Below are 18,822 nucleotides of genomic sequence, written 5' to 3'. Positions count from 1 at the left end.
TCACGGCGGGTCTATAACCGGTATACCCCACCCCGGACCGGACGTGACGACATTGCACACCCCTATGTGGAACATATTGTGTTCCTAACGGCGGATGCGCTTATCGCGCCCTACCTTGTAAAGGAGCGTTAGGCGCTGGAAACTGTCCAATATATAGAGCATTGGGGCCCTAACAGGCCCTGTGATACTATTGCCGGCCAGCCTAGAAGCAGGTGTATTGTGAGGTGATCCTATGACTGCGGAAAATGTGATTGTTGCCGAAACCGCCCGGAAAAGCCCGGAAGAACTGGTTCGGGAACATCTCGATCGCGCCTGGGACGCGCCTCGTTACACGCCCGAGCAGGAAGCAGAATACCGCGAGCGTATTAAAAAACTGTTACACGAGCACAACGCCGTCCTCGTGGCGCACTACTATACCGACCCCATGATCCAGGCCCTCGCCGAGGAAACTGGCGGCTGTGTCGCCGACTCCCTCGAAATGGCCCGCTTTGGCAAAGAACACCCGGCCGATACCCTGATCGTCGCCGGCGTGAAATTCATGGGAGAGACCGCCAAAATCCTGACTCCCGAAAAGCGCGTGCTGATGCCCACCCTGGAAGCCACCTGCTCCCTGGACCTGGGCTGCCCGCCCGATCAGTTCGCCGAGTTCTGCGATCAGCACCCGGATCGCACCGTCGTCGTCTATGCCAACACCTCGGCTGCCGTCAAGGCCCGGGCCGACTGGGTCGTGACCTCCAGTATTGCCAAAGACGTGGTCGACTACCTGGACCAGAAAGGAGAGAAGATCCTGTGGGCGCCGGATAAGCACCTGGGCGACTACGTTCGCCGTGAGACCGGGGCCGACGTGCTGCTCTGGGACGGTGCCTGTATCGTGCACGAAGAGTTCAAGGCCCGCGGCCTGGAAGACCTCAAAGCACTCTATCCAGATGCCGCGGTGTTGGTTCACCCCGAATCCCCTGAGCCGGTCGTGGCCTTGGCGGATGTGGTGGGGTCTACTTCCCAACTGATCAAAGCCGCCCAGGAGCTCCCCAATCAGGAGTTCATCGTCGCGACCGACCAGGGCATCTTCTATAAAATGCAGCAGCTTTGCCCGGACAAGACCTTCCATGTGGCCCCCACGGCGGGTAGTGGCGCCAGCTGTCGCAGTTGCGCCAACTGCCCCTGGATGGCCATGAATGTTCTGGAGAACCTGGCCAGCGTGTTTGAGCGGGACGACAATGAGATTTTTGTCGACCCGGAGCTGGCTCGCAAGGCCATGATTCCCCTGCAACGGATGCTGGATTTCAAAAAATAACCCCGCCCCGAGGCGCTGATGGCGCGGTAAGCTTGCCTGCTGCCGCGCCGCTCAGTACCATTGCGCCTTTGCGTTTCCCGCCAATGCCAGCTTTTACCGGCTCGCCGTGCGAACCCTCGGCAGGCGTTGCAATCACAAGCACACAACATTCAGCCAACTGGAGCCCCCGCTCATGATACAAGGCAGCATGGTCGCCCTGGTCACACCCATGACCCCCGACAACTCTCTGGACTGGCCCGCCCTGCGAAAACTCGTGGACTGGCACCTGGAGCAGGGCACCAATGCCATCGTCGCGGTGGGTACTACCGGCGAGTCGGCTACCCTGGACATTGAGGAGCATCTCGACGTCATCAAAGCGGTGGTAGATCAGGTCAATGGGCGTATACCGGTCATTGCCGGCACTGGTGCCAACTCCCTGACGGAGGCGCTGGAGCTGACGGAAGGCGCCGAGCGCGCGGGGGCGGATGCCTGCCTGCTGGTGACGCCTTATTACAATAAGCCCACTCAGGAAGGTCTGTATCTGTTTCACAAGACCATCGCCGAGCGGGTCAAAATCCCTCAATACCTGTATAACGTCCCGGGGCGCACCGGCGTGGACATGTTGCCGGAAACTGTCCTGAGACTGGCGGATATCCCGAATATCAAGGGCATCAAGGAAGCGACCGGGGATATGGTTCGTGCTAAAACCCTGGTGGAGCAGTCTCCCGATGACTTCATTATCATCTCCGGGGACGATGCCACGGCAGTGGAATTGATGCTTTTGGGGGGCAAAGGGGATATTTCCGTGACCGCGAATGTCGTACCCAAGGCAATCGCCCAGCTTTGTGCCCTGGCAATCGACGGCCAGACCGAACAGGCGCGGGCGCTTAACGAACGCTTGATGCCTTTGCACAACGCCATGTTCGTGGAAGCCAACCCCATCCCGGTCAAGTGGGCGCTGATGCAAATGGGGCGGTTGCAATCCGGCATTCGGTTGCCCATGACGCCCTTGTCCGAGCGTTTTCACGAACAAGTGATTGAGGCGTTGAGCGACGCTAACCTGGTCTGACAGCGGCGCGTGGTTCAAAGCGTGAAAAGCAAATAACAGGTGTACGCACAACTCACTGGAGAGTTTCGAATTTTATGCGCATTGTGTATTGGTTATTGGTCGGGTTCAGTTTCACGCTCTCCGGCTGTGGTGTGTTGTTTGGGGAAGATGGTTATTTTCGCAACCGGGAAGATGATTATCTCAAGGCTGACAGCCTGGAACCGTTGAAGGTCCCAGAGGCGTTGAATCGCGAGGCCTTGGGGCAGCTTTACGATGTGCCGGCACTGACCCGCGAGGATTTGGCTTACGCTCAGGACACCCAAGATTTCGAGGCGCCTCGCCCCGAGCCGCTCTCGGTCAATGCCCTGCAGGAGCAGGTCAAGATACAGCGCCTGGAAGACGACCAATGGATTCTGGTGAATGTGGACCCGGCCGAGCTCTGGCCTCGGATTCGCGCCTTTCTCGCCGACAACAACCTGGAAGTGGCCTCCACCAGCACCGATCTGGGGCTGATGGAAACCAGCTGGGTCTCTTTTAAAGACGACCCGAGCCGTATCGACCGTTATCGAATTCGGATTGATCGGGGGGTGCAGCCCGATACCAGTGAAATCCACATTCTGCACATGAGTCTGAACCGTGATAGTGCCACCCAGGCCCAATTGACCAGTTGGCCGGAAGAGTCCGCCAGTGAAGAGCGCGAAGGTTTTCTGGTCGATGAGTTGGCGGCCTCCCTGGCAGCTGAAGACATGGGCGCCGCCGGTGGCACCTCTCTGATCGCCCAGAATATTGGCGGCGACGTCAAAGCGCGGATCGTCAATGTGGACGGCGAGCCGGTGTTGGAGCTTGAGTTGAGTCGTGCCCGGGCACTGGCGACGCTGAGTCACTCCGCGAAGCAGGAAGGCTTTACCATTTACGACAGTGCGCCGCAGGACGGTCTCTTTTATCTGGGATACCGCGAGCCGCCGAACAAATCACCGGGCTGGCTTGCGCGCCTGTTTGGCGCTGAAGCCAACCCGCAACCTCCACAAACGCGCTACAGTCTCGCGCAGTTGCGTGATGCGCTGCCCGAGGGCATGGTTACCACGCCGGACCAGGCTGACGCGGCCGAGAAGCGTTTGCCCAAGGCACCCGGGTACTTGCTCATACTCAGTGAAGGCGCGGGAGGCGTGCTGAAGGCTCGCCTGAGAACGGCCTACGGTGAACGGGTTTCCGCACGCAAGGCGAGGGACATGTTGTCGGTATTGCGTAAAAATTTGATCTGAGTCAGGCGGGAAGGTCCTCATAAGCGCCAGCGGCCGGGTTTCGCTGGCGTTTTCGTTTTGGCTTGCTTATGCTTACAGAGAGAGCAGTCCCAAGGCTAGGACGCCGCGGGTATCGTACGTTGCATATAATGAAGGGCCGGCGTGAGAGTTGCCCGGGCCGGAATAACAGGAAAAGGAGCTCATTGTGATTGATCGTCGCCAACACGAGCGCACTTCCACGAGTATAAGAGTGGAAATGACGCACCCGAGTTTCGGAACCATCGTCGGTTTCACGCAAGATATCTCCGACGGCGGCGCCCGAGTGCTGGTTGAAAACCAGCCTCGTCCTCCTATCGGTACCATTGTCATGGTCCGGTTCAAAAAAATGGTGGGCCCCATCAATGACGAACCGGTGCGCATGCGCGTGATGCATCAATTGCGCAATACCCTGGGGCTCATGTTCGACTGACCGGTTTTCTGAGAGCGGATTGGCGTTTAGCGATGGTGGCGTTCAGAACGTCCTAACGACAGTGCTCGGGCAACACGACCTCGCCTTCGCTATTATCCTTCAGTTGCCGCGCGTCGCCGCAGCCCAGGTTTGGGTTACCGCTCAAATCCAGCTCCTTCAATCGCAGAAGCGTCAGCAACGGTTCGGCCGAGCGAATGTTGTTGTCTTCCAACAGCAGGATTTCCAGGCGCGATAGCGGCTTAAGGTGGCTCAGGTCGGTAATGCCATTGTCGTTCAGGCTGATGGCCCGAAGGGCAGGGAAGGCCGACAGGCCCTCAAGGGTCTCGATACCCGCGCTGCTGCAGTTGATCTGCGTCAGTTGGCTGGCTTGGGTGATCCGCTGGTCCTCGATGGTTTGCTGAACGCAGTCGTGGAGCGCGCCGTCAACGAGGCGGAAATTGGTGAACAGCGCCGGAGGGTTGTACACAGGATTGTCATTGACGGTCACAGAGTAACCCGAGCAGGCACTCAGTAGCACTGCCGAGAGGGTGAGCGACGTCAAAGTCGTCAAAATGCGCGAAGTGTGAGCTAAACTCTTGCTGTGAACCATGGCCCTGCCTATAGTGTCGAAACCATAACTGTCGCCAATGATGGCAGTTGGAACCGGGAATTGCCAGCGCGGTTCCCGGCGAGCGAGACGATGGCTCGGCTTTCAACTTTTGGAATTTATTGTTAGAGGATTAATGATGAAACGATTACTGGCATTGTGTGCGGTTTTGACTCTCGCAGCATGTACCACCACAGATCCCTACACCGGGGAGAAACAAACCAGCAATACCGCCAAAGGCGCCGGTATTGGTGCCGTGGCAGGCGCCATCATCGGTGCGGCCTCCTCCAGCGACAGCGACCGGAAGAAGGGTGCTCTGACCGGTGCGGCCGCGGGCGCTGCGATCGGTGGCGGCGTGGGTAACTACATGGACCGTCAGGAAGCCAAGCTTCGTCAGGAGCTCCAGGGCTCCGGGGTGCAGGTTCGGCGCGAAGGCGATCGGCTGTATCTCGTGATGCCCGGTAATATTACCTTTGCCACCGGCCGCTATGAGATTCGCCCCGAGTTCTACAGTGTGCTCGATTCAGTCTCCAAAGTGCTGGCGGAGTTCGACAAAACCGCGATCAAAGTCAGTGGTCACACTGATTCCACCGGCAGTGACGAGCTGAATCAGCGCCTCAGCGAGCAGCGGGCGGAAAGTGTTCGCCAGTACCTGATTCGCCGCGACGTGGCCGCCGGTCGTGTTCAGGCCTACGGTTATGGTTCTCGTTACCCGGTTGCCAGCAACAGCACCGAGCAGGGCCGTCAAGCCAACCGTCGCGTCGAGCTCGAACTGCTGCCGATGCAGTAAATCGGAGCGTTTAACGAGTGCGCAAGGAAGCGTGCGGCACCTTTCTCCACCGTCCCGCCTTAATCCTGTTTGTCGAGTACCCCCATGATCGAATCGTCCGAGGAACCGCCTCTGGTGGTGATCAGCCTGGCGTCTGAGTGCCAGCCTGGCGCGGCCCGGGCCGCCCGTGAACTCGGTGTGCCGCTTTTGATTAATGCCAAACCCGATGCGCTCGATTCGCCCGCGTTTGCGTTGGTGTACGACACGTCGCATCTGGCGCTTTACCACACAGGCCGAAAGGTCCCCGGCCCGGTGTTCGTGGACTTTCTACGTGGTGCGGTTGATCATCGGAGGCGTTTTGGCGGTGGCAAGGGCCAGATGATCGGCAAGGCGGTGGGATTGAAAGCCCACGTCTATCCATCAGTGCTGGATGTCACCGCCGGTCTGGGACGGGACGCCTTTGTGCTCGCAACGCTGGGTTGCTCCGTTCGGATGCGCGAGCGCTCGGCTCTGGTCTACCGTTTACTGGAAGATGGGCTCGCACGGGCCAGGGCCGGGGCTCGTCTCAACGGGGATGCCGAGCTGGTGAGCATCCTCGAGCGTCTGACGCTGGAATTTGGGGAAGGGCAGACGGCGTTGAGCGTTGAGGTATCCGATCATCGGCCCGATGTGGTGTATCTGGACCCCATGTTCCCAGAGCGGCAAAAATCCGCTGATGTGAAAAAAGAGATGCAGGCCTTCCATCGCCTGATTGGTGCGGATGCGGACGCCGACGATCTGCTGGCGCCAGCGCTGGCGGCGGCTCGCTATCGCGTGGTAGTGAAGCGCCCGCGCAAGGCTCCGGACCTGGCCGGACGCTCCCCCAGTCACCGGGTGGAGGGCAAGAGCAGTCGGTTTGATGTTTATGCGCTTCAAAAACTGCCTGAACGATTGAATGATCCGGAACCAGGGGGCCGCGCCTAGGTTCTGGAACGCCCCTTCGATTGGGCTTTATGCTTCACCTTCGATAGACAGTCGCATGGACAGATCCAGCGCCCGACAATGCTTGGTCAGGGCGCCAATGGAGATGTAATCCACACCGGTGGCGGCCAGTGCCGTCAACGTTTTGTCAGTGACATTGCCGGAAGCCTCGAGCTTCGCTCGCCCAGCGTTAATACGCACCGCCTCGCGCAGCTCTCGCTCCGCGAAATTGTCCAGCATCACGATGTCCGCTCCGGCCTCCAGCGCCTGCTCAAGTTGCTTAAGGGTTTCCACTTCCACCTCCACCGGCCGAGAGGGAGCGATTTCCCGGGCCTTGGCGACGGCTTGCGGAATACCGCCACACGCGACGATGTGGTTCTCCTTGATCAGGAAAGCGTCGTAAAGTCCCACCCGGTGATTGGCGCAGCCGCCGCAGCGTACCGCATACTTCTGAGCGAGCCGCAGGCCGGGCAAGGTTTTGCGGGTATCGAGCAGGGTCACCGGCGTGTCGGCAACGGCGCGGGCGTAGTGGGCGCTCACCGTCGCTGTGCCCGAGAGGGTCTGAACGAAGTTCAGCGCGGTGCGCTCTCCGGTCAGCAGCACCCGGGCATTGCCGGTCACTTCAAACAGGGTCTGGCCCGCTTCCAGCGTATCGCCATCCTCGACTTTCCAGTCGATGTAAACACTGGGATCCAGCGCCGCAAACACCGCATCCACCCAAGGGCGCCCGCAAAAACAACCGGGCTCCCGGGTAATGACTCGAGCATGGGCGCCGCGGTCCGCGGGGATCAGTTGAGCGGTAATGTCGCCCGAGCCGATGTCTTCGGCCAGAGCGGCACGGACATTGGCATCAATATCCGCGCGTAATTCGGCAGAGAGGTCAGTCATTGCCCATTGGTCCCCTGGTAACGCAGTGTGAGTTGGCCGCCTTGTTGGCTGAATTCTACCTGCCCCAGAGCGCTCATGCCCAGCAGGACTTTTCGTCCGCCCATGGCGGGGTTGATGCTGGCGGGGACATCGCGCAACTCGATAGAGCCGAGCTCCAAGCGGTTCAGGCGGGTGGCCCGAACTTCAATTCGCCCATTCGCCGTTTGTGCCAATTGCCGCGCACCGGCACTCAGGCCCGCACGCTCGGCCAAGTCCTGGCTGACCACCACATCGGTGGCGCCAGTATCCAGCAGAAAAACCGCCTCTTCCCCGTTGATTGTGCCGCTGACGACGTAGTGGCCAGCGCTGTTGCGCTCCAGAATCACCTCCCGGACGCCGTTCACGCTGCGGCTGAGCGGGTCGCGATTGGGGTTCTCCTTGTGGGCTTCCCACAGGCCAAAGGCCCAGGTCAGCAGGGCGAGGCCAATCACCCAAGCGGCAATCATCATGCCGCGCCCGGCCCTTTGGCCGGGCAGTTGGTCCTGTGTCATAAAAAGGTCACCGGTTTTTATAGCAACAACCCCCGGTTTCAGGGAACGACCAATCAATCTTTTCTAAGAAAAAGAGGCAGTTAGCCGAATATGTGATAGGGGTCTCGATATTACCATTTGTCACTGGGATGTGTCGTGATCCCGGGTATACTAAATGCAGTAACTGTAAATAGTCTCGACAGTCGTCTTCTCCGTCAGGTAAATCGACATGACCGATCCCGTGCATCCTCAGCGTGAAAATGTCGTCCCGCTCAATCCCGAGCGTCGGCAGGCCCCAGCGGGTGTATCGCTGGCGCGCCTGCCCGCGGCTATGCACAGCGTGCGCGACAAAGCTCGCCAGCAACTGCAATCCTTGTTGCGCGAGCTGTTCGATCGGGCGGATGACTCTCTGTTCGAGTTGGCCGACCAGGCCACCAGCAATCAGGAGCAGAACCTGTACTTCGACTCCATGCGTGAAGTGCGCCTTCAGCGCCGCGGCATCGAGCAACGTTTTTTCCACCGGTTGGATCAGGGGTTTGCTGGCCTTCTGGACCCCAATGCGGCCCCCAAGCGACGTGAGCCGGATGACGAGGTTTCGTTGGACGAACTGACGTTGGTTCAGAACGATGAACTCGAACAGCTGGTAGCGACCGAGGGCATGGTCAACAAGGCCAATGAGCAATTTGCCGAACCCCTTCAACACCTGACTTTGCGCATGGACCAGCTGGTACCGGTCAAGGTTTATCAGAAGAACAACCCGGTCGGGGCGGACGCCATCTGTACGAGCTTCACCGAGTCCGCCGATGCACTCAAGATTGATGTCAAAGCCAAGCTGGTACTGTTCAAGCTGTTCGACAAGTGGGTCGTTTCCGAGCTGGGCAAGCTCTATCAGGCCCTGAACCAGCAGTTGATTGACGCCAATATTCTGCCTTCGTTAAAGGCCGGCGCTCCGGTCGGCAAGGCGCGTCGCTCGGCCTCGGCGCAGCGGGCGAGCCAGGAGCGCGCGAGCCGCGACGAGGAAGCCAACCAGGTACTGCATACCTTGCGAGATCTGCTTTCCAGTCGCCAGGAAGGCCATGCTGAAGGCGAGGGGAGCTCGGCGAGTACGGGCGGTAGCAGCGGCGAAGAGCTGAATACCCAGGACCTTGTTCAGTTGCTGTCACAAGCCCAACAGCGGGACTGGGGCGCGACGCAACCGGGTAGTAATCCAGTGAATGTGCAACAGTTGCTGCGCGGCCTGGTGGAGGACAATCGGCGCCAGAGCCTGAACCAGGTGGACGAAGACGTCATCAATCTGGTCAGCATGATGTTTGAGTTTATCCTTGATGACCGCAACCTGGCCTCGCCCATGAAGGCGATGCTCGGCCGTCTGCAGATCCCTCTGGTCAAAGTGGCAATTGCCGACAAGACGTTTTTCAGCAAGGGTGGACACCCCGCACGTCGGTTGTTGAATGAATTGGCAATGGCGGCCTTGGGCTGGCAGGACACGGGTGAAGAGGGGCGCCGAAAGGACACCCTCTACCAGAAAATGGAGCAGATCGTTCAGACCCTTCTCTCAGAATTTGAGAGCGATGTGGGGATTTTTGACCAGATGCTGCTCGAGTTCCGCACCTACCAGGAGAAAGAGCGCCGGCGCGCCAAAATTCTGGAGCAGCGTACGCTGGATGCCGAAGATGGCAAAGCCCGGGCCGAGCGTGCACGCGCCGAGGTGGACGCGGCGCTGATGCAGCTCACACGCGGCAAAGCGCTGGAACCAGCGGCGCAGCAACTGTTGCAGGATGCCTGGGCGAAGGTGTTGTTTATCATCTGCCTGAAGCAGGGCACTGAAAGCGATGACTGGGCGGATGCATTGGAAACCGCCAAACGCCTGGTGTGGAGTGCCACCGCGCCGATGGATCGCGACAATCGTCAAAAGTTGCTCAAACTGGTGCCCGAACTGCTGCCGCGTTTGCGTTCGGGGCTGGAGTCCATTGCCTACAACCCTTACGACATGACCCAGCTGTTCAAACAGCTGGAAAAACTGCACCTGGCCCGCCTACGGGTGGCCGCCAAGCCGGCTCCCTCTGAAACAAAACAGGCTCCAGAAGCGCCCGTTCGCCGGGAGGCCGAGCGCCCGCCGACTCCGTCGTCTCGTACAGTAGAAGAACCAAGCCCCGAGAAAACGGTTGCGTCTGAAGCCGAGCCTGTTTTCCAGGTAGTGGACGAACCCACCACCGAGTCTGCCTCGGGCGGCAAATCCAGCCCTGAACCCCAGACTGGCCCCGAGACCAGCGCGCCGGCGATTGAAGCTTCGGCCCTGAGTCAGGCCCAACCCCCGCAGGATGAGCCGCTCTCGCCATCGGACCCCCATCTGGCATTAGTGGCCAATCTGACCCAAGGCAGCTGGTTCGAGATGCAGGATAGTCAGGGGCAGACGTACCGGTGTCGGTTGGCAGCAATGATCAAACCTACAGGCAAGTACATTTTCGTCAACCGCTCCGGCATGAAGGTGGCCGAGGAAACCCGCGAGGGCCTTGCCCTCGCGCTGAAATCCGGCCGGCTGCGAATTCTGGATGACGGCATGTTGTTTGATCGCGCTCTCGAAGCGGTGATCGGCAACCTGCGGAGCACCCGGGCCCGCTAACTGGCTGCCGCCCTGGCGCTCCCTCGCACTAGCGCTCAAGGCCCTGTATCATTCGCTCAGGAATGATCCGGAGGGCCTGTGAACGAACCCATTCAGGACGGTTGGCTGGCTTCGGCCCGACGCTGTCCTTCCCCCAACTACAATGACCGGCCCGCGGGCGAAGCCATCAGCCTGCTGGTTGTGCACAACATCAGCCTCCCTCCCGGCGAGTTTGGTGGTGGGTATATCGAAGCGTTTTTCTGCAACCAGTTGCCGGTGAACCGCCATCCCTACTTCGAGCAAATTCGGGACCTGAAAGTGTCCGCTCACCTGTTGATTGATCGAGAGGGGGAGGCCATCCAATTCGTGCCGTTCGATCGTCGGGCTTGGCATGCCGGGGCTTCGACGTTTCAGGGCCGGGACGAGTGCAATGACTTCAGTGTCGGCATTGAGCTGGAGGGCGCTGACCAGGTGCCCTATACCGACGCCCAGTACCAGCGTTTGGCCGAGGTCGCCGGTCTGTTATTATCCCGTTACCCGGCAATGACGCCGGAGCGGATTACCGGGCACTCGGACATCGCTCCCGGGCGAAAAACCGACCCCGGCCCCGCCTTTGACTGGGACTATTTTCGCGCACAGTTGGCACAACGCTTATGATCTTTCTCAGTATTTTATTGGTCCTGGCCCTGGTGCAATGGTGGGGCTCAGGCGCACCGTTGCAAAAAGATGGCGCTTTTTATCGGTACCTGGGATGGCTCGACCAGCAGCGATTCAGCCGTCGGCCCAAGGCTCACCTTTTAATGGCCGTTTTGCTGCCCACGCTGGTACTGTGGGTCTTGTACGCCTGGGTGGTCTCGCAGGTTTCCGCCATTCTCGGCTTTTTGATAGCGGTGCCGGTGTTGCTCTACAGCCTGGGGCGCGGGGACTTTTCCTCCCAGGTCAGGGCCTACCTTGATGCCAGCGAGCGAGGCGATTCGGTCAGCGCGGCCCAGCATTTGGCGGATTTGCAGGGCGTGGCGGCCGAGGACGGCGATCCGGAGGATTGGCCCGAGCTGCATCGCCAGGCACTCAAGGCAATTGCCTACGGCGGTTTCGAGCGAATGTTCGCGGTGATTTTCTGGTTTGTGGTTCTGGGGCCGGCGGGGGCACTGCTCTATCGCTTGAGTGTTCTCTATCGCCAGGCTCACGCCTCCCGAGCCGCGCAGCGCTGGCTGTGGCTGTTGGAGTGGCCGGCCGTACGTCTGATGGGGCTCACCTGGGCCATGGCGGGGGATTTTGAGCGTTGCTTTTTCCGCTGCCAACGAGATCTGTTCAACCGTCAGCAGAGCTCGGCCGCATTGCTTTACGATCAAATGTTGGGAGCGTTGGGAGCCCAGAGTGACCAGCCCGGGTCGGCCGAAGTGGATTCGGATATGATTCGCGCCGGCCAGCCCCTGTTTTCCCGTTCACTGTTGCTGTGGGTCTGCGTGCTGGCCCTGATTACGCTTTTGGCCTGAAGACAATTGCTATAGAGGAAATGTTATGCCGTCTTTTGACGTGGTTTCCGAGGTGGATAAACACACACTGACCAATGCCGTGGATCAGTCCAACCGGGTGATCGACAACCGCTATGATTTCAAGGGAGTGGACGCCCGGTTTGAGCGAAAGGATTTCGTGGTCACCATGACGGCGGAGGCCGACTTCCAACTGCAGCAAATGTTGGACATCTTCCAGGGCACGTTAGTGAAGAATAACGTGGATATCGGGTGTCTGGATCTTCAGGACCCGACCACCGCCGGTAAGCAGGTCAAGCAGGACGTGGTGGTCCGTACCGGACTGGAGACCGAGCTGAGCAAAAAAATGGTGAAAATGATCAAGGAAAGTAAACTGAAAGTGCAGGCCCAGATACAGGGCGACCAATTGCGGGTGACCGGTAAAAAACGTGATGATTTGCAGGCAGTGATGGCCCTATTGCGCGGTGCTGAGGGCATTGACATGCCTCTGCAGTTTACCAACTTTCGCGACTGAAGCGCCCCGGCCCATTTCACCAACCGAGCGACCGCATGTCTGAACCGAGCACCGAAACCCCCCGTCGCTCCTGGCGGGAGTCTCTCAGCGTTTATCTGCACCCCCGTGTCGCCTCCATGGCGTTTCTGGGGTTCTCCGCCGGTATACCCTACATGCTGGTATTCTCGACCCTGAGCGCGTGGTTGAATGAGGCCGGCGTGGCCAAAGCCAGTATCGGCTTTTTCAGTTGGATCGGCATCACCTACTCCATCAAATTTTTCTGGGCGCCGGTGGTGGACAGGGTGCGGCTTCCGTTGCTCGGCGCTCTACTCGGGCGCCGACGCAGTTGGATGCTGCTGGCTCAAGTGGGGATTGCCGGCGGTTTGGTCGGCATGGCGATGACCGATCCCTCGGACAGCCTGATGCAGATGGCGCTGCTGGCGTTGCTGGTGGCTTTCAGCTCGGCCACGCAGGATGTCTCCATCGATGCCTGGCGCATTGAAGCGGTCTCTGTGGAGCGCCAGGCGGCCATGTCGGCGACCTACGTCTTCAGTTACCGCATGGCCGTGCTGGTCGCCAGTGCCGGCGCGCTGCATATGGTGTCATTTGTGACCTGGCCGGGTACCTATATTGTGATGGCGCTGCTGATGGGCATTGGTATGATCACCGTGCTTTTGTCCAGCGAGCCGGAGGTGGAGAGACATTCCGACGCGGCGTCTCTGGAACAACGGGCGCAGGATTACCTGGCCCGCAGTGCCCATGTCCCTCGCCCGATTCGTCACGCTGTGGCCTGGCTCATCGGAGCCGTTGTCTGCCCCTTTGTGGACTTCATACAACGTTATGGAGCCCAGGCTGTATTGCTGTTGCTGATTGTGGGCGCCTTTCGGATCACCGATATCAGTATGGCGTCCATGGCCATGCCGTTCTACCTGGATATCGGCTTTACTCGAGGAGAAATCGCCAACATCACCAGTATTTACGGCGCCTTGATGACGGTGGTGGGGGGCTTGGCCGGTGGCATTCTCGTGCCGAGGTTTGGACTGCTCCGGATTCTGGCGGCAGGCGCGATCCTGGCGGCAGCCACCAATCTCCTGTACTCCGCGACGGCGCTGGTGGGGCCGGAACTGTGGATGCTGGTGATCACCATCAGTGGCGAAAACTTCTGTGGCGGGCTGGCCATGGCAGCCCTGATCGCCTGGATGTCCAGCCTGGTCAGCAGCCGTTATACCGCGACCCAGTACGCGCTGTTCAGCTCCCTGATGACTCTGCCGGGCAAGGTCATCGGCGGCTTCAGCGGTATTGTGGTGGAGCAATACGGCTTCTTCTGGTTCTTTATTTACGCCGGATTACTGGGCGTGCCGGCCATCGTGCTCATATTTTGGCTGATGCACCGAAACCGAACCCGGTCGATATAGTCGCTCGGCTCAATTGTGGTAAAGTGCGCCTCCTTCGAGAGAAAACACCCACGTCGAATGCCATTGATTTCACTGATTCAACAATGTCGATGGTGGCTTTTGCTACTGCTTGCGGCGTCTGCACAGACCTCGGCTGGTTTGTTGGAGCTGCAGAACGGCGACCGCCTGGCGGGGGAGTTTATCTCCGCCAATGAAGACTCCGTGGTCTGGGAGTCTGAGTCCCTCGGCCGCCTGACGATCCCCAAAGCCGACATTTACAACCTGCAGACCACCAAACCGCTGAAAATCAACGGAGTGGGTGAACCCTGCCTGGTTCAGGGTATGGAGGCCGAACATCTGGTGTATTCCTGCGGGGACGATGTCGTGCCCAGAAGAGTACCGCTGGTCTCACTGGCCATGATGATTCCTTTCCAGAAGTTCCGCTCCGGCGAGGCCACGACCCTGGCGGGAAGAGTCAATGTATCCGGTACCTACGCCCGCGGTAATGAGACCCGCAACGACTGGAAATTCAACACCGGCCTCGAGTATCGCAAGGTGGACTGGCGTCATACCGGCGCTTTTGAGTACGCCAGTTTCTCCAGTGGTGATAGCGAGCCCCAGGTACGCTGGGCGGGGCGCTACGTGCTGGACTGGTTCTTCCGGGAGCGCTGGTTCCTGCACTCTGAGGCCCGTTTTGGTCGGGACGAACTCCGCGCTCTGGACCGCTATTACAACGTGGGAGCCGGTACGGGTTATCAGTTTTGGGAAAACAACAGAACCGCCTTGTCGATGACCGCCGGGCTGGTGCTGGTCGCCGACACCTATGAGGTGCCGGAAAATCCGGCACCGGATTTTGTTCGCACACAGGAACGTATTGCGTGGCGCGTAGGAACCGACTTCCGCTACAAGTTGCCGCTTGGGGTATCGCTGTTTCATACCAATGAATTTGTCCGCTCTTTCGACTACGGAGAGGACTGGCAACTGACCAGCTCCACCGGCCTGAACTCTATGCTGGTGTCCCAGGTCTACGCCGAGACCAAGCTGGAGTATGAGGTGGACAATGACCCCCAGCCGGGCACGGAACGCGAGGACATCCGTTTGGTGGTCGGCCTGAGCTACGAGTGGTAGCCCCAGAGGCAAAAAAATCCCTCCTCGCCCGTTGAAATCCCTTCAAGCCATCCCCACTTACCTGTCACATCGGTTTTTCGCCCCGCTGGCGATCAGCCAGTTGGGCAAAGTGGCTCCGGCCGCAATCTAACGTCACTCCGGGGCAACCCGGCTAATTTCAGTGTTTAACACGCTAGTTGGAGATAAAAGTCCATGAAAATTCGTCCTTTACACGATCGCGTTGTGGTTCGCCGCAAGGAAGAGGAAGAGAAAACCTCCGGCGGTATCGTTCTGCCGGGTTCCGCGAAAGAGAAGCCCAATCAGGGTGAAGTCGTCGCCGTGGGCAATGGCCGCGTACTGGACAACGGTGAAGTACGTCCGGTTGACGTGAAGGTCGGCGATGTTGTGGTATTTGGCAAATACGCCGGCAGTGACACCATTGAGGTTGACGGCGAAGAGCTGGTCATCCTGAGCGAAAGCGATATCAAGGCGGTGCTGGCGTAAGCGCCCGGCCCCCTGACCCTTAAGAAGTCCCTAACCGAATTGTTATTGAACAGTTGATTGGAAGGAAAACATTATGTCCGCTAAGCAAGTGAAATTTGGCGATAGCGCCCGTCAGCGCATGCTCAAAGGCGTCAACGTTCTGGCCGACGCCGTAAAAGCCACTCTGGGCCCTAAAGGCCGTAACGTGGTTCTGGAAAAGTCCTTCGGCGCCCCGACCGTCACCAAAGACGGTGTGTCCGTCGCCAAGGAAATTACCCTGAAAGACAAGTTCGAGAACATGGGCGCCCAGATGGTGAAGGAAGTGGCTTCCCGCGCCTCGGACGACGCCGGTGACGGCACCACGACCGCAACGGTACTGGCTCAGTCCATCGTGACCGAAGGTCTGAAATCCGTTGCTGCTGGCATGAACCCCATGGATCTCAAGCGTGGCATCGATAAAGCCGTTGTCGCTGCCGTTGAAGAGATTCGCAAACTGTCCAAGCCCTGTGAAGACAGCAAAGCCATCTCCCAGGTCGGCACCATTTCCGCCAACTCCGATTCCGACGTGGGTGAGCTGATCGCCAAGGCCATGGAGAAAGTGGGCAAAGAAGGCGTGATCACGGTCGAGGAAGGCTCCAGCCTGGAAAATGAGCTGGACGTCGTGGAAGGCATGCAGTTCGACCGTGGCTATCTGTCTCCTTACTTCATTACCAACCAGGACAACATGAGCGTCGAACAAGACGACCCGTACATCCTGTTGGTCGACAAGAAGATCTCCAATATCCGCGAGCTGCTCCCCACTCTGGAAGCCGTCGCCAAGGCCAACAAGCCGCTGGTGATTGTTGCCGAAGACGTGGAAGGCGAAGCGTTGGCTACCCTGGTGGTCAACAACATGCGCGGTATTGTGAAAGTGGCCGCATGCAAGGCTCCGGGCTTCGGTGACCGTCGCAAGGCCATGTTGCAGGATATCGCCATTCTGAGTGGCGGTACCGTGATCTCCGAAGAGGTTGGTCTGGATCTGGAAAACGTGACTCTGGAGCACCTGGGCCGCGCCAAGCGTGTGACCATGTCCAAAGAGAACACCGTGATCGTTGACGGCGCCGGCAATAACGCCGACATCGAAGCGCGTGTGAACCAGATTCGCACTCAGATGGAAGACACTTCCTCTGACTACGATCGCGAGAAGCTGCAAGAGCGCGTGGCCAAGCTGGCCGGCGGCGTTGCCGTCATCAAGGTCGGCGCTGCGACCGAGATGGAAATGAAAGAGAAGAAAGCGCGCGTTGAAGATGCTCTGCACGCCACTCGCGCTGCCGTCGAAGAAGGTGTTGTTCCCGGCGGTGGTACAGCGCTGGTACGCGCGGTTGCCGCTATTGCGGGTCTGAAAGGCGACAACGAAGACCAGAATGCGGGTATCTGGATCGCCCGCCGCGCCATGGAAGCACCGCTGCGTCAAATCGTGACCAACGCCGGTGGCGAGGCGTCCGTAGTGGTCGACCAGGTGAAAAAAGGCGAAGGCGCTTACGGCTTTAACGCCGCTACAGGCGAATTCGGCGACATGCTGGAAATGGGGATTCTGGATCCGGCGAAGGTCACCCGCACCGCTCTGCAAGCAGCAGGCTCCGTGGCTGGCCTGATGATCACCACCGAAGCGATGATTGCCGATGAGCCGGATGACGAGAAATCCGGTGGCGCGCCCGATATGGGCGGCATGGGCGGCATGGGTGGAATGGGCGGCATGATGTAAGCAGCCCCACAGCCCCGAGAGGGCGGGCCTTGGCCCGCCCTTTTGCGTTTCAATGTTATACTGTCATTTTTAAGACGTAGCATTTCATACCAACAGCCAGATCCACTGGCGATCCATTGAACCTGTGAGCACAGCCATGTTCACAGAGAGGGTTTAGCGGCAAATCAGTGGGATCACCCTGCCGCCTTTCATTTTTTCAACCGTGTTCAGGAGAACGACTATGGCTTTTGAATTACCCCAGCTGCCTTATGCAAAAGATGCCCTGGAGCCCCACATTTCCCAGGAAACCCTGGAATACCATTACGGCAAGCACCATCAGACGTATGTCGACAAGCTGAATGCGGCTGTCGAAGGCAAGCCCGAAGCCGACAAGAGCCTGGAAGAGATCATCAAGACCGCGCCCAAGGGCCCCTTGTTCAACAACTCCGCCCAGGTCTGGAACCACACTTTCTACTGGCACTGCCTGAGCCCCAATGGTGGTGGCGAAGCGACTGGTCCGGTAGCTGACGCAATCAAATCCGCTTTTGGTTCTTTCGACAAGTTCAAAGAAGATTTTTCAGCCCAGGCGGCCGGTAACTTCGGTTCGGGTTGGACTTGGCTGGTGAAAAAATCCGATGGCTCCGTTGCCATCGTTAACACCAGTAATGCGGAAACCCCGCTGACCGATGACAGCGTCACCACGCTGTTGACCGTGGATGTGTGGGAGCATGCGTACTACATCGATTACCGCAACGCTCGTCCCAAGTATCTGGAAGCGTTCTGGAAACTGGTCAACTGGGACTTCGTCAACGAAAACTTCAACAAGTAAGTTTTTCTGACGAGAGACCCCGCGCCGGTGCGGGGTTTTTTTATGGGTGCGTATTGTCCAGGATAAGACCCGATCCCTTCTTTTTCGGCGCCAGACCTGCTATAAACGCACTCAAAATCGAGTGAAATCAGGTGTTTCTATGGAACGCAAAGAGCCGACGATTTCCGGCAGCATCAAGCCGGAGAAAGACGAAGTGACCGCCCGGCAACGGTCGCAACAGCCGCCGACAGGCGGCAGTGGTCCCAAAGGCCCTCGCCGCGGTGGCCCCGGTGCGCCACCTCCCTCTGGTCGACCGCCTCAGCCGGCCAGCGGCGGCAATGGGCTGGCCATGGCAGCACTGGTCGTAGCACTGATCGGCGTGGCGGGTGGCGGATTTCTCGGCTGGAAATGGGTGGAAGCGGAAAAAAACCTGACCCAGGCCAATCAGCGCCTGGAGACACTGGAGAAGCGGATTGCCATCACTTCCAGTGAGTCCAGCGAATACGTGGATCAGATCCAGGAAAAGCTTGAGTGGGCGGACTCGGAAATTCGCAAACTCTGGGGCGTCTCCTACGACACTAACCGCAAGAACATCAGCGCCAACACCGAAGCGGTAAAAAGCCTGCGTAGCGAATTGTCGTCAGTCAAGCAAACGGCGTCCAATGCTGAGCAGGCTGTGGGCCAATTGCGCTCGGCGCTGAACGAGACGCAGAGCCAGCTCAGCGGCGTTAATGAAACGATTGAGCAGCTACGACAAGCCGCTGGCTCCCTTAAAGAACAGGGAACCCGCCTGCAGAACCTGGCCGAGGAGGTGGATCAGCTCGAGAGCCGCCTGGGCCAGTTGAGCGGCTTGGCGGGTCGGGTTGAGACCAACGAGGAGGCCATCAAGGCCATTGATGCCTATCGCCGCAGCATCAACCGGGATATTCTGGCTATCAAGGAGCAATTGTCCGGCGCCTCTTCTCCGTAAAACTGC

The 18,822-nt window shown here is 59.0% G+C and carries 19 protein-coding genes; 16 read left to right on the top strand and 3 right to left on the bottom strand.

Annotated features, from left to right (window positions below):
- The first annotated feature begins 232 nt into the window (after nucleotides 1-232).
- From nadA to G547_RS0109380, 4 genes are all read left to right on the top strand, one after another.
- On the top strand, nucleotides 233-1,294 hold the full coding sequence (gene nadA, locus G547_RS0109395) for a quinolinate synthase NadA (RefSeq protein ID WP_027329645.1): 1,062 nt from the start codon (nucleotides 233-235) through the stop codon (nucleotides 1,292-1,294).
- Between the two features lie 172 nt (nucleotides 1,295-1,466).
- Nucleotides 1,467-2,342 (top strand): 4-hydroxy-tetrahydrodipicolinate synthase, encoded by an 876-nt coding sequence (gene dapA / locus G547_RS0109390; RefSeq protein ID WP_027329644.1) that lies wholly within the window; start codon nucleotides 1,467-1,469, stop codon nucleotides 2,340-2,342.
- A 74-nt stretch (nucleotides 2,343-2,416) separates the two neighbouring features.
- Nucleotides 2,417-3,583 carry an outer membrane protein assembly factor BamC gene (bamC, locus tag G547_RS0109385; protein ID WP_051235156.1) on the top strand — a complete coding sequence of 389 codons (1,167 nt, stop codon included), beginning with the start codon at nucleotides 2,417-2,419 and terminating at the stop codon, nucleotides 3,581-3,583.
- A 184-nt stretch (nucleotides 3,584-3,767) separates the two neighbouring features.
- Nucleotides 3,768-4,031, top strand: coding sequence for a PilZ domain-containing protein (locus tag G547_RS0109380; protein WP_027329642.1), 264 nt, complete (start codon nucleotides 3,768-3,770; stop codon nucleotides 4,029-4,031).
- A gap of 52 nt (nucleotides 4,032-4,083) precedes the next feature.
- Here G547_RS0109380 and G547_RS0109375 read toward each other — a convergent pair whose 3' ends face one another.
- Complete coding sequence (locus G547_RS0109375) at nucleotides 4,084-4,581, bottom strand: leucine-rich repeat domain-containing protein (protein WP_169449439.1); 498 nt, start codon at nucleotides 4,579-4,581, stop codon at nucleotides 4,084-4,086.
- Between the two features lie 175 nt (nucleotides 4,582-4,756).
- Here G547_RS0109375 and G547_RS0109370 point away from each other — a divergent pair, with 175 nt between their 5' ends.
- Nucleotides 4,757-5,407, top strand: coding sequence for a YiaD family glycine zipper/OmpA-like lipoprotein (locus tag G547_RS0109370; RefSeq protein ID WP_027329640.1), 651 nt, complete (start codon nucleotides 4,757-4,759; stop codon nucleotides 5,405-5,407).
- Between the two features lie 84 nt (nucleotides 5,408-5,491).
- The gene (locus tag G547_RS0109365) at nucleotides 5,492-6,349 is read left to right on the top strand and encodes a class I SAM-dependent methyltransferase (protein WP_036187868.1); all 858 of its coding nucleotides are present in this window, start codon (nucleotides 5,492-5,494) and stop codon (nucleotides 6,347-6,349) included.
- A 27-nt stretch (nucleotides 6,350-6,376) separates the two neighbouring features.
- On the opposite strand, the gene nadC is transcribed toward G547_RS0109365, so the two are convergent.
- Together nadC and G547_RS0109355 are read right to left on the bottom strand one after the other, a co-directional pair.
- Nucleotides 6,377-7,234 carry a carboxylating nicotinate-nucleotide diphosphorylase gene (nadC, locus tag G547_RS0109360; protein WP_027329638.1) on the bottom strand — a complete coding sequence of 286 codons (858 nt, stop codon included), beginning with the start codon at nucleotides 7,232-7,234 and terminating at the stop codon, nucleotides 6,377-6,379.
- A complete protein-coding gene (locus G547_RS0109355) occupies nucleotides 7,231-7,764 on the bottom strand; it encodes a retropepsin-like aspartic protease family protein (protein WP_027329637.1) in 534 nt (177 codons plus the stop codon). The genes nadC and G547_RS0109355 overlap by 4 nt, the downstream gene beginning before the upstream one ends.
- A 208-nt stretch (nucleotides 7,765-7,972) precedes the next feature.
- On the opposite strand from G547_RS0109355, the gene G547_RS0109350 reads away from it, so the two are divergent.
- The 10 genes from G547_RS0109350 (at nucleotide 7,973) to G547_RS0109305 (ending at nucleotide 18,816) form a co-directional block, all read left to right on the top strand.
- Nucleotides 7,973-10,366 carry a DUF1631 domain-containing protein gene (locus tag G547_RS0109350; protein ID WP_027329636.1) on the top strand — a complete coding sequence of 798 codons (2,394 nt, stop codon included), beginning with the start codon at nucleotides 7,973-7,975 and terminating at the stop codon, nucleotides 10,364-10,366.
- 78 nt (nucleotides 10,367-10,444) lie between these two features.
- Nucleotides 10,445-11,002: a 1,6-anhydro-N-acetylmuramyl-L-alanine amidase AmpD gene (gene ampD, locus G547_RS0109345; RefSeq protein WP_027329635.1), complete on the top strand. Its 558-nt coding sequence runs from the start codon at nucleotides 10,445-10,447 to the stop codon at nucleotides 11,000-11,002.
- Nucleotides 10,999-11,841, top strand: a complete 843-nt coding sequence (gene ampE / locus G547_RS0109340; RefSeq protein WP_027329634.1) for a regulatory signaling modulator protein AmpE — start codon at nucleotides 10,999-11,001, stop codon at nucleotides 11,839-11,841. The genes ampD and ampE overlap by 4 nt, the downstream gene beginning before the upstream one ends.
- Before the next feature lie 25 nt (nucleotides 11,842-11,866).
- A complete protein-coding gene (locus tag G547_RS0109335) occupies nucleotides 11,867-12,352 on the top strand; it encodes a YajQ family cyclic di-GMP-binding protein (protein ID WP_027329633.1) in 486 nt (161 codons plus the stop codon).
- A 35-nt stretch (nucleotides 12,353-12,387) separates the two neighbouring features.
- Nucleotides 12,388-13,746, top strand: coding sequence for an AmpG family muropeptide MFS transporter (locus G547_RS0109330; RefSeq protein WP_027329632.1), 1,359 nt, complete (start codon nucleotides 12,388-12,390; stop codon nucleotides 13,744-13,746).
- 57 nt (nucleotides 13,747-13,803) lie between these two features.
- Nucleotides 13,804-14,853 carry a DUF481 domain-containing protein gene (locus G547_RS0109325; protein WP_084645830.1) on the top strand — a complete coding sequence of 350 codons (1,050 nt, stop codon included), beginning with the start codon at nucleotides 13,804-13,806 and terminating at the stop codon, nucleotides 14,851-14,853.
- A gap of 192 nt (nucleotides 14,854-15,045) precedes the next feature.
- Nucleotides 15,046-15,336 carry a co-chaperone GroES gene (gene groES / locus G547_RS0109320; RefSeq protein ID WP_027329630.1) on the top strand — a complete coding sequence of 97 codons (291 nt, stop codon included), beginning with the start codon at nucleotides 15,046-15,048 and terminating at the stop codon, nucleotides 15,334-15,336.
- A 73-nt stretch (nucleotides 15,337-15,409) separates the two neighbouring features.
- Complete coding sequence (groL, locus tag G547_RS0109315) at nucleotides 15,410-17,059, top strand: chaperonin GroEL (RefSeq protein WP_027329629.1); 1,650 nt, start codon at nucleotides 15,410-15,412, stop codon at nucleotides 17,057-17,059.
- Nucleotides 17,060-17,279: 220 nt separating this feature from the next.
- Complete coding sequence (locus G547_RS0109310; protein WP_027329628.1) at nucleotides 17,280-17,867, top strand: superoxide dismutase; 588 nt, start codon at nucleotides 17,280-17,282, stop codon at nucleotides 17,865-17,867.
- A gap of 139 nt (nucleotides 17,868-18,006) precedes the next feature.
- Nucleotides 18,007-18,816, top strand: a complete 810-nt coding sequence (locus tag G547_RS0109305) for a hypothetical protein (protein ID WP_027329627.1) — start codon at nucleotides 18,007-18,009, stop codon at nucleotides 18,814-18,816.
- The last annotated feature ends 6 nt before the right edge of the window (nucleotides 18,817-18,822 follow it).

Origin of the sequence: Marinimicrobium agarilyticum DSM 16975, from assembly GCF_000423345.1 — a bacterium.
Lineage (GTDB): Bacteria > Pseudomonadota > Gammaproteobacteria > Pseudomonadales > Cellvibrionaceae > Marinimicrobium > Marinimicrobium agarilyticum.
Note: the sequence above shows the minus strand (reverse complement) of the source record. Positions and strands in the feature narration are given on the sequence as shown.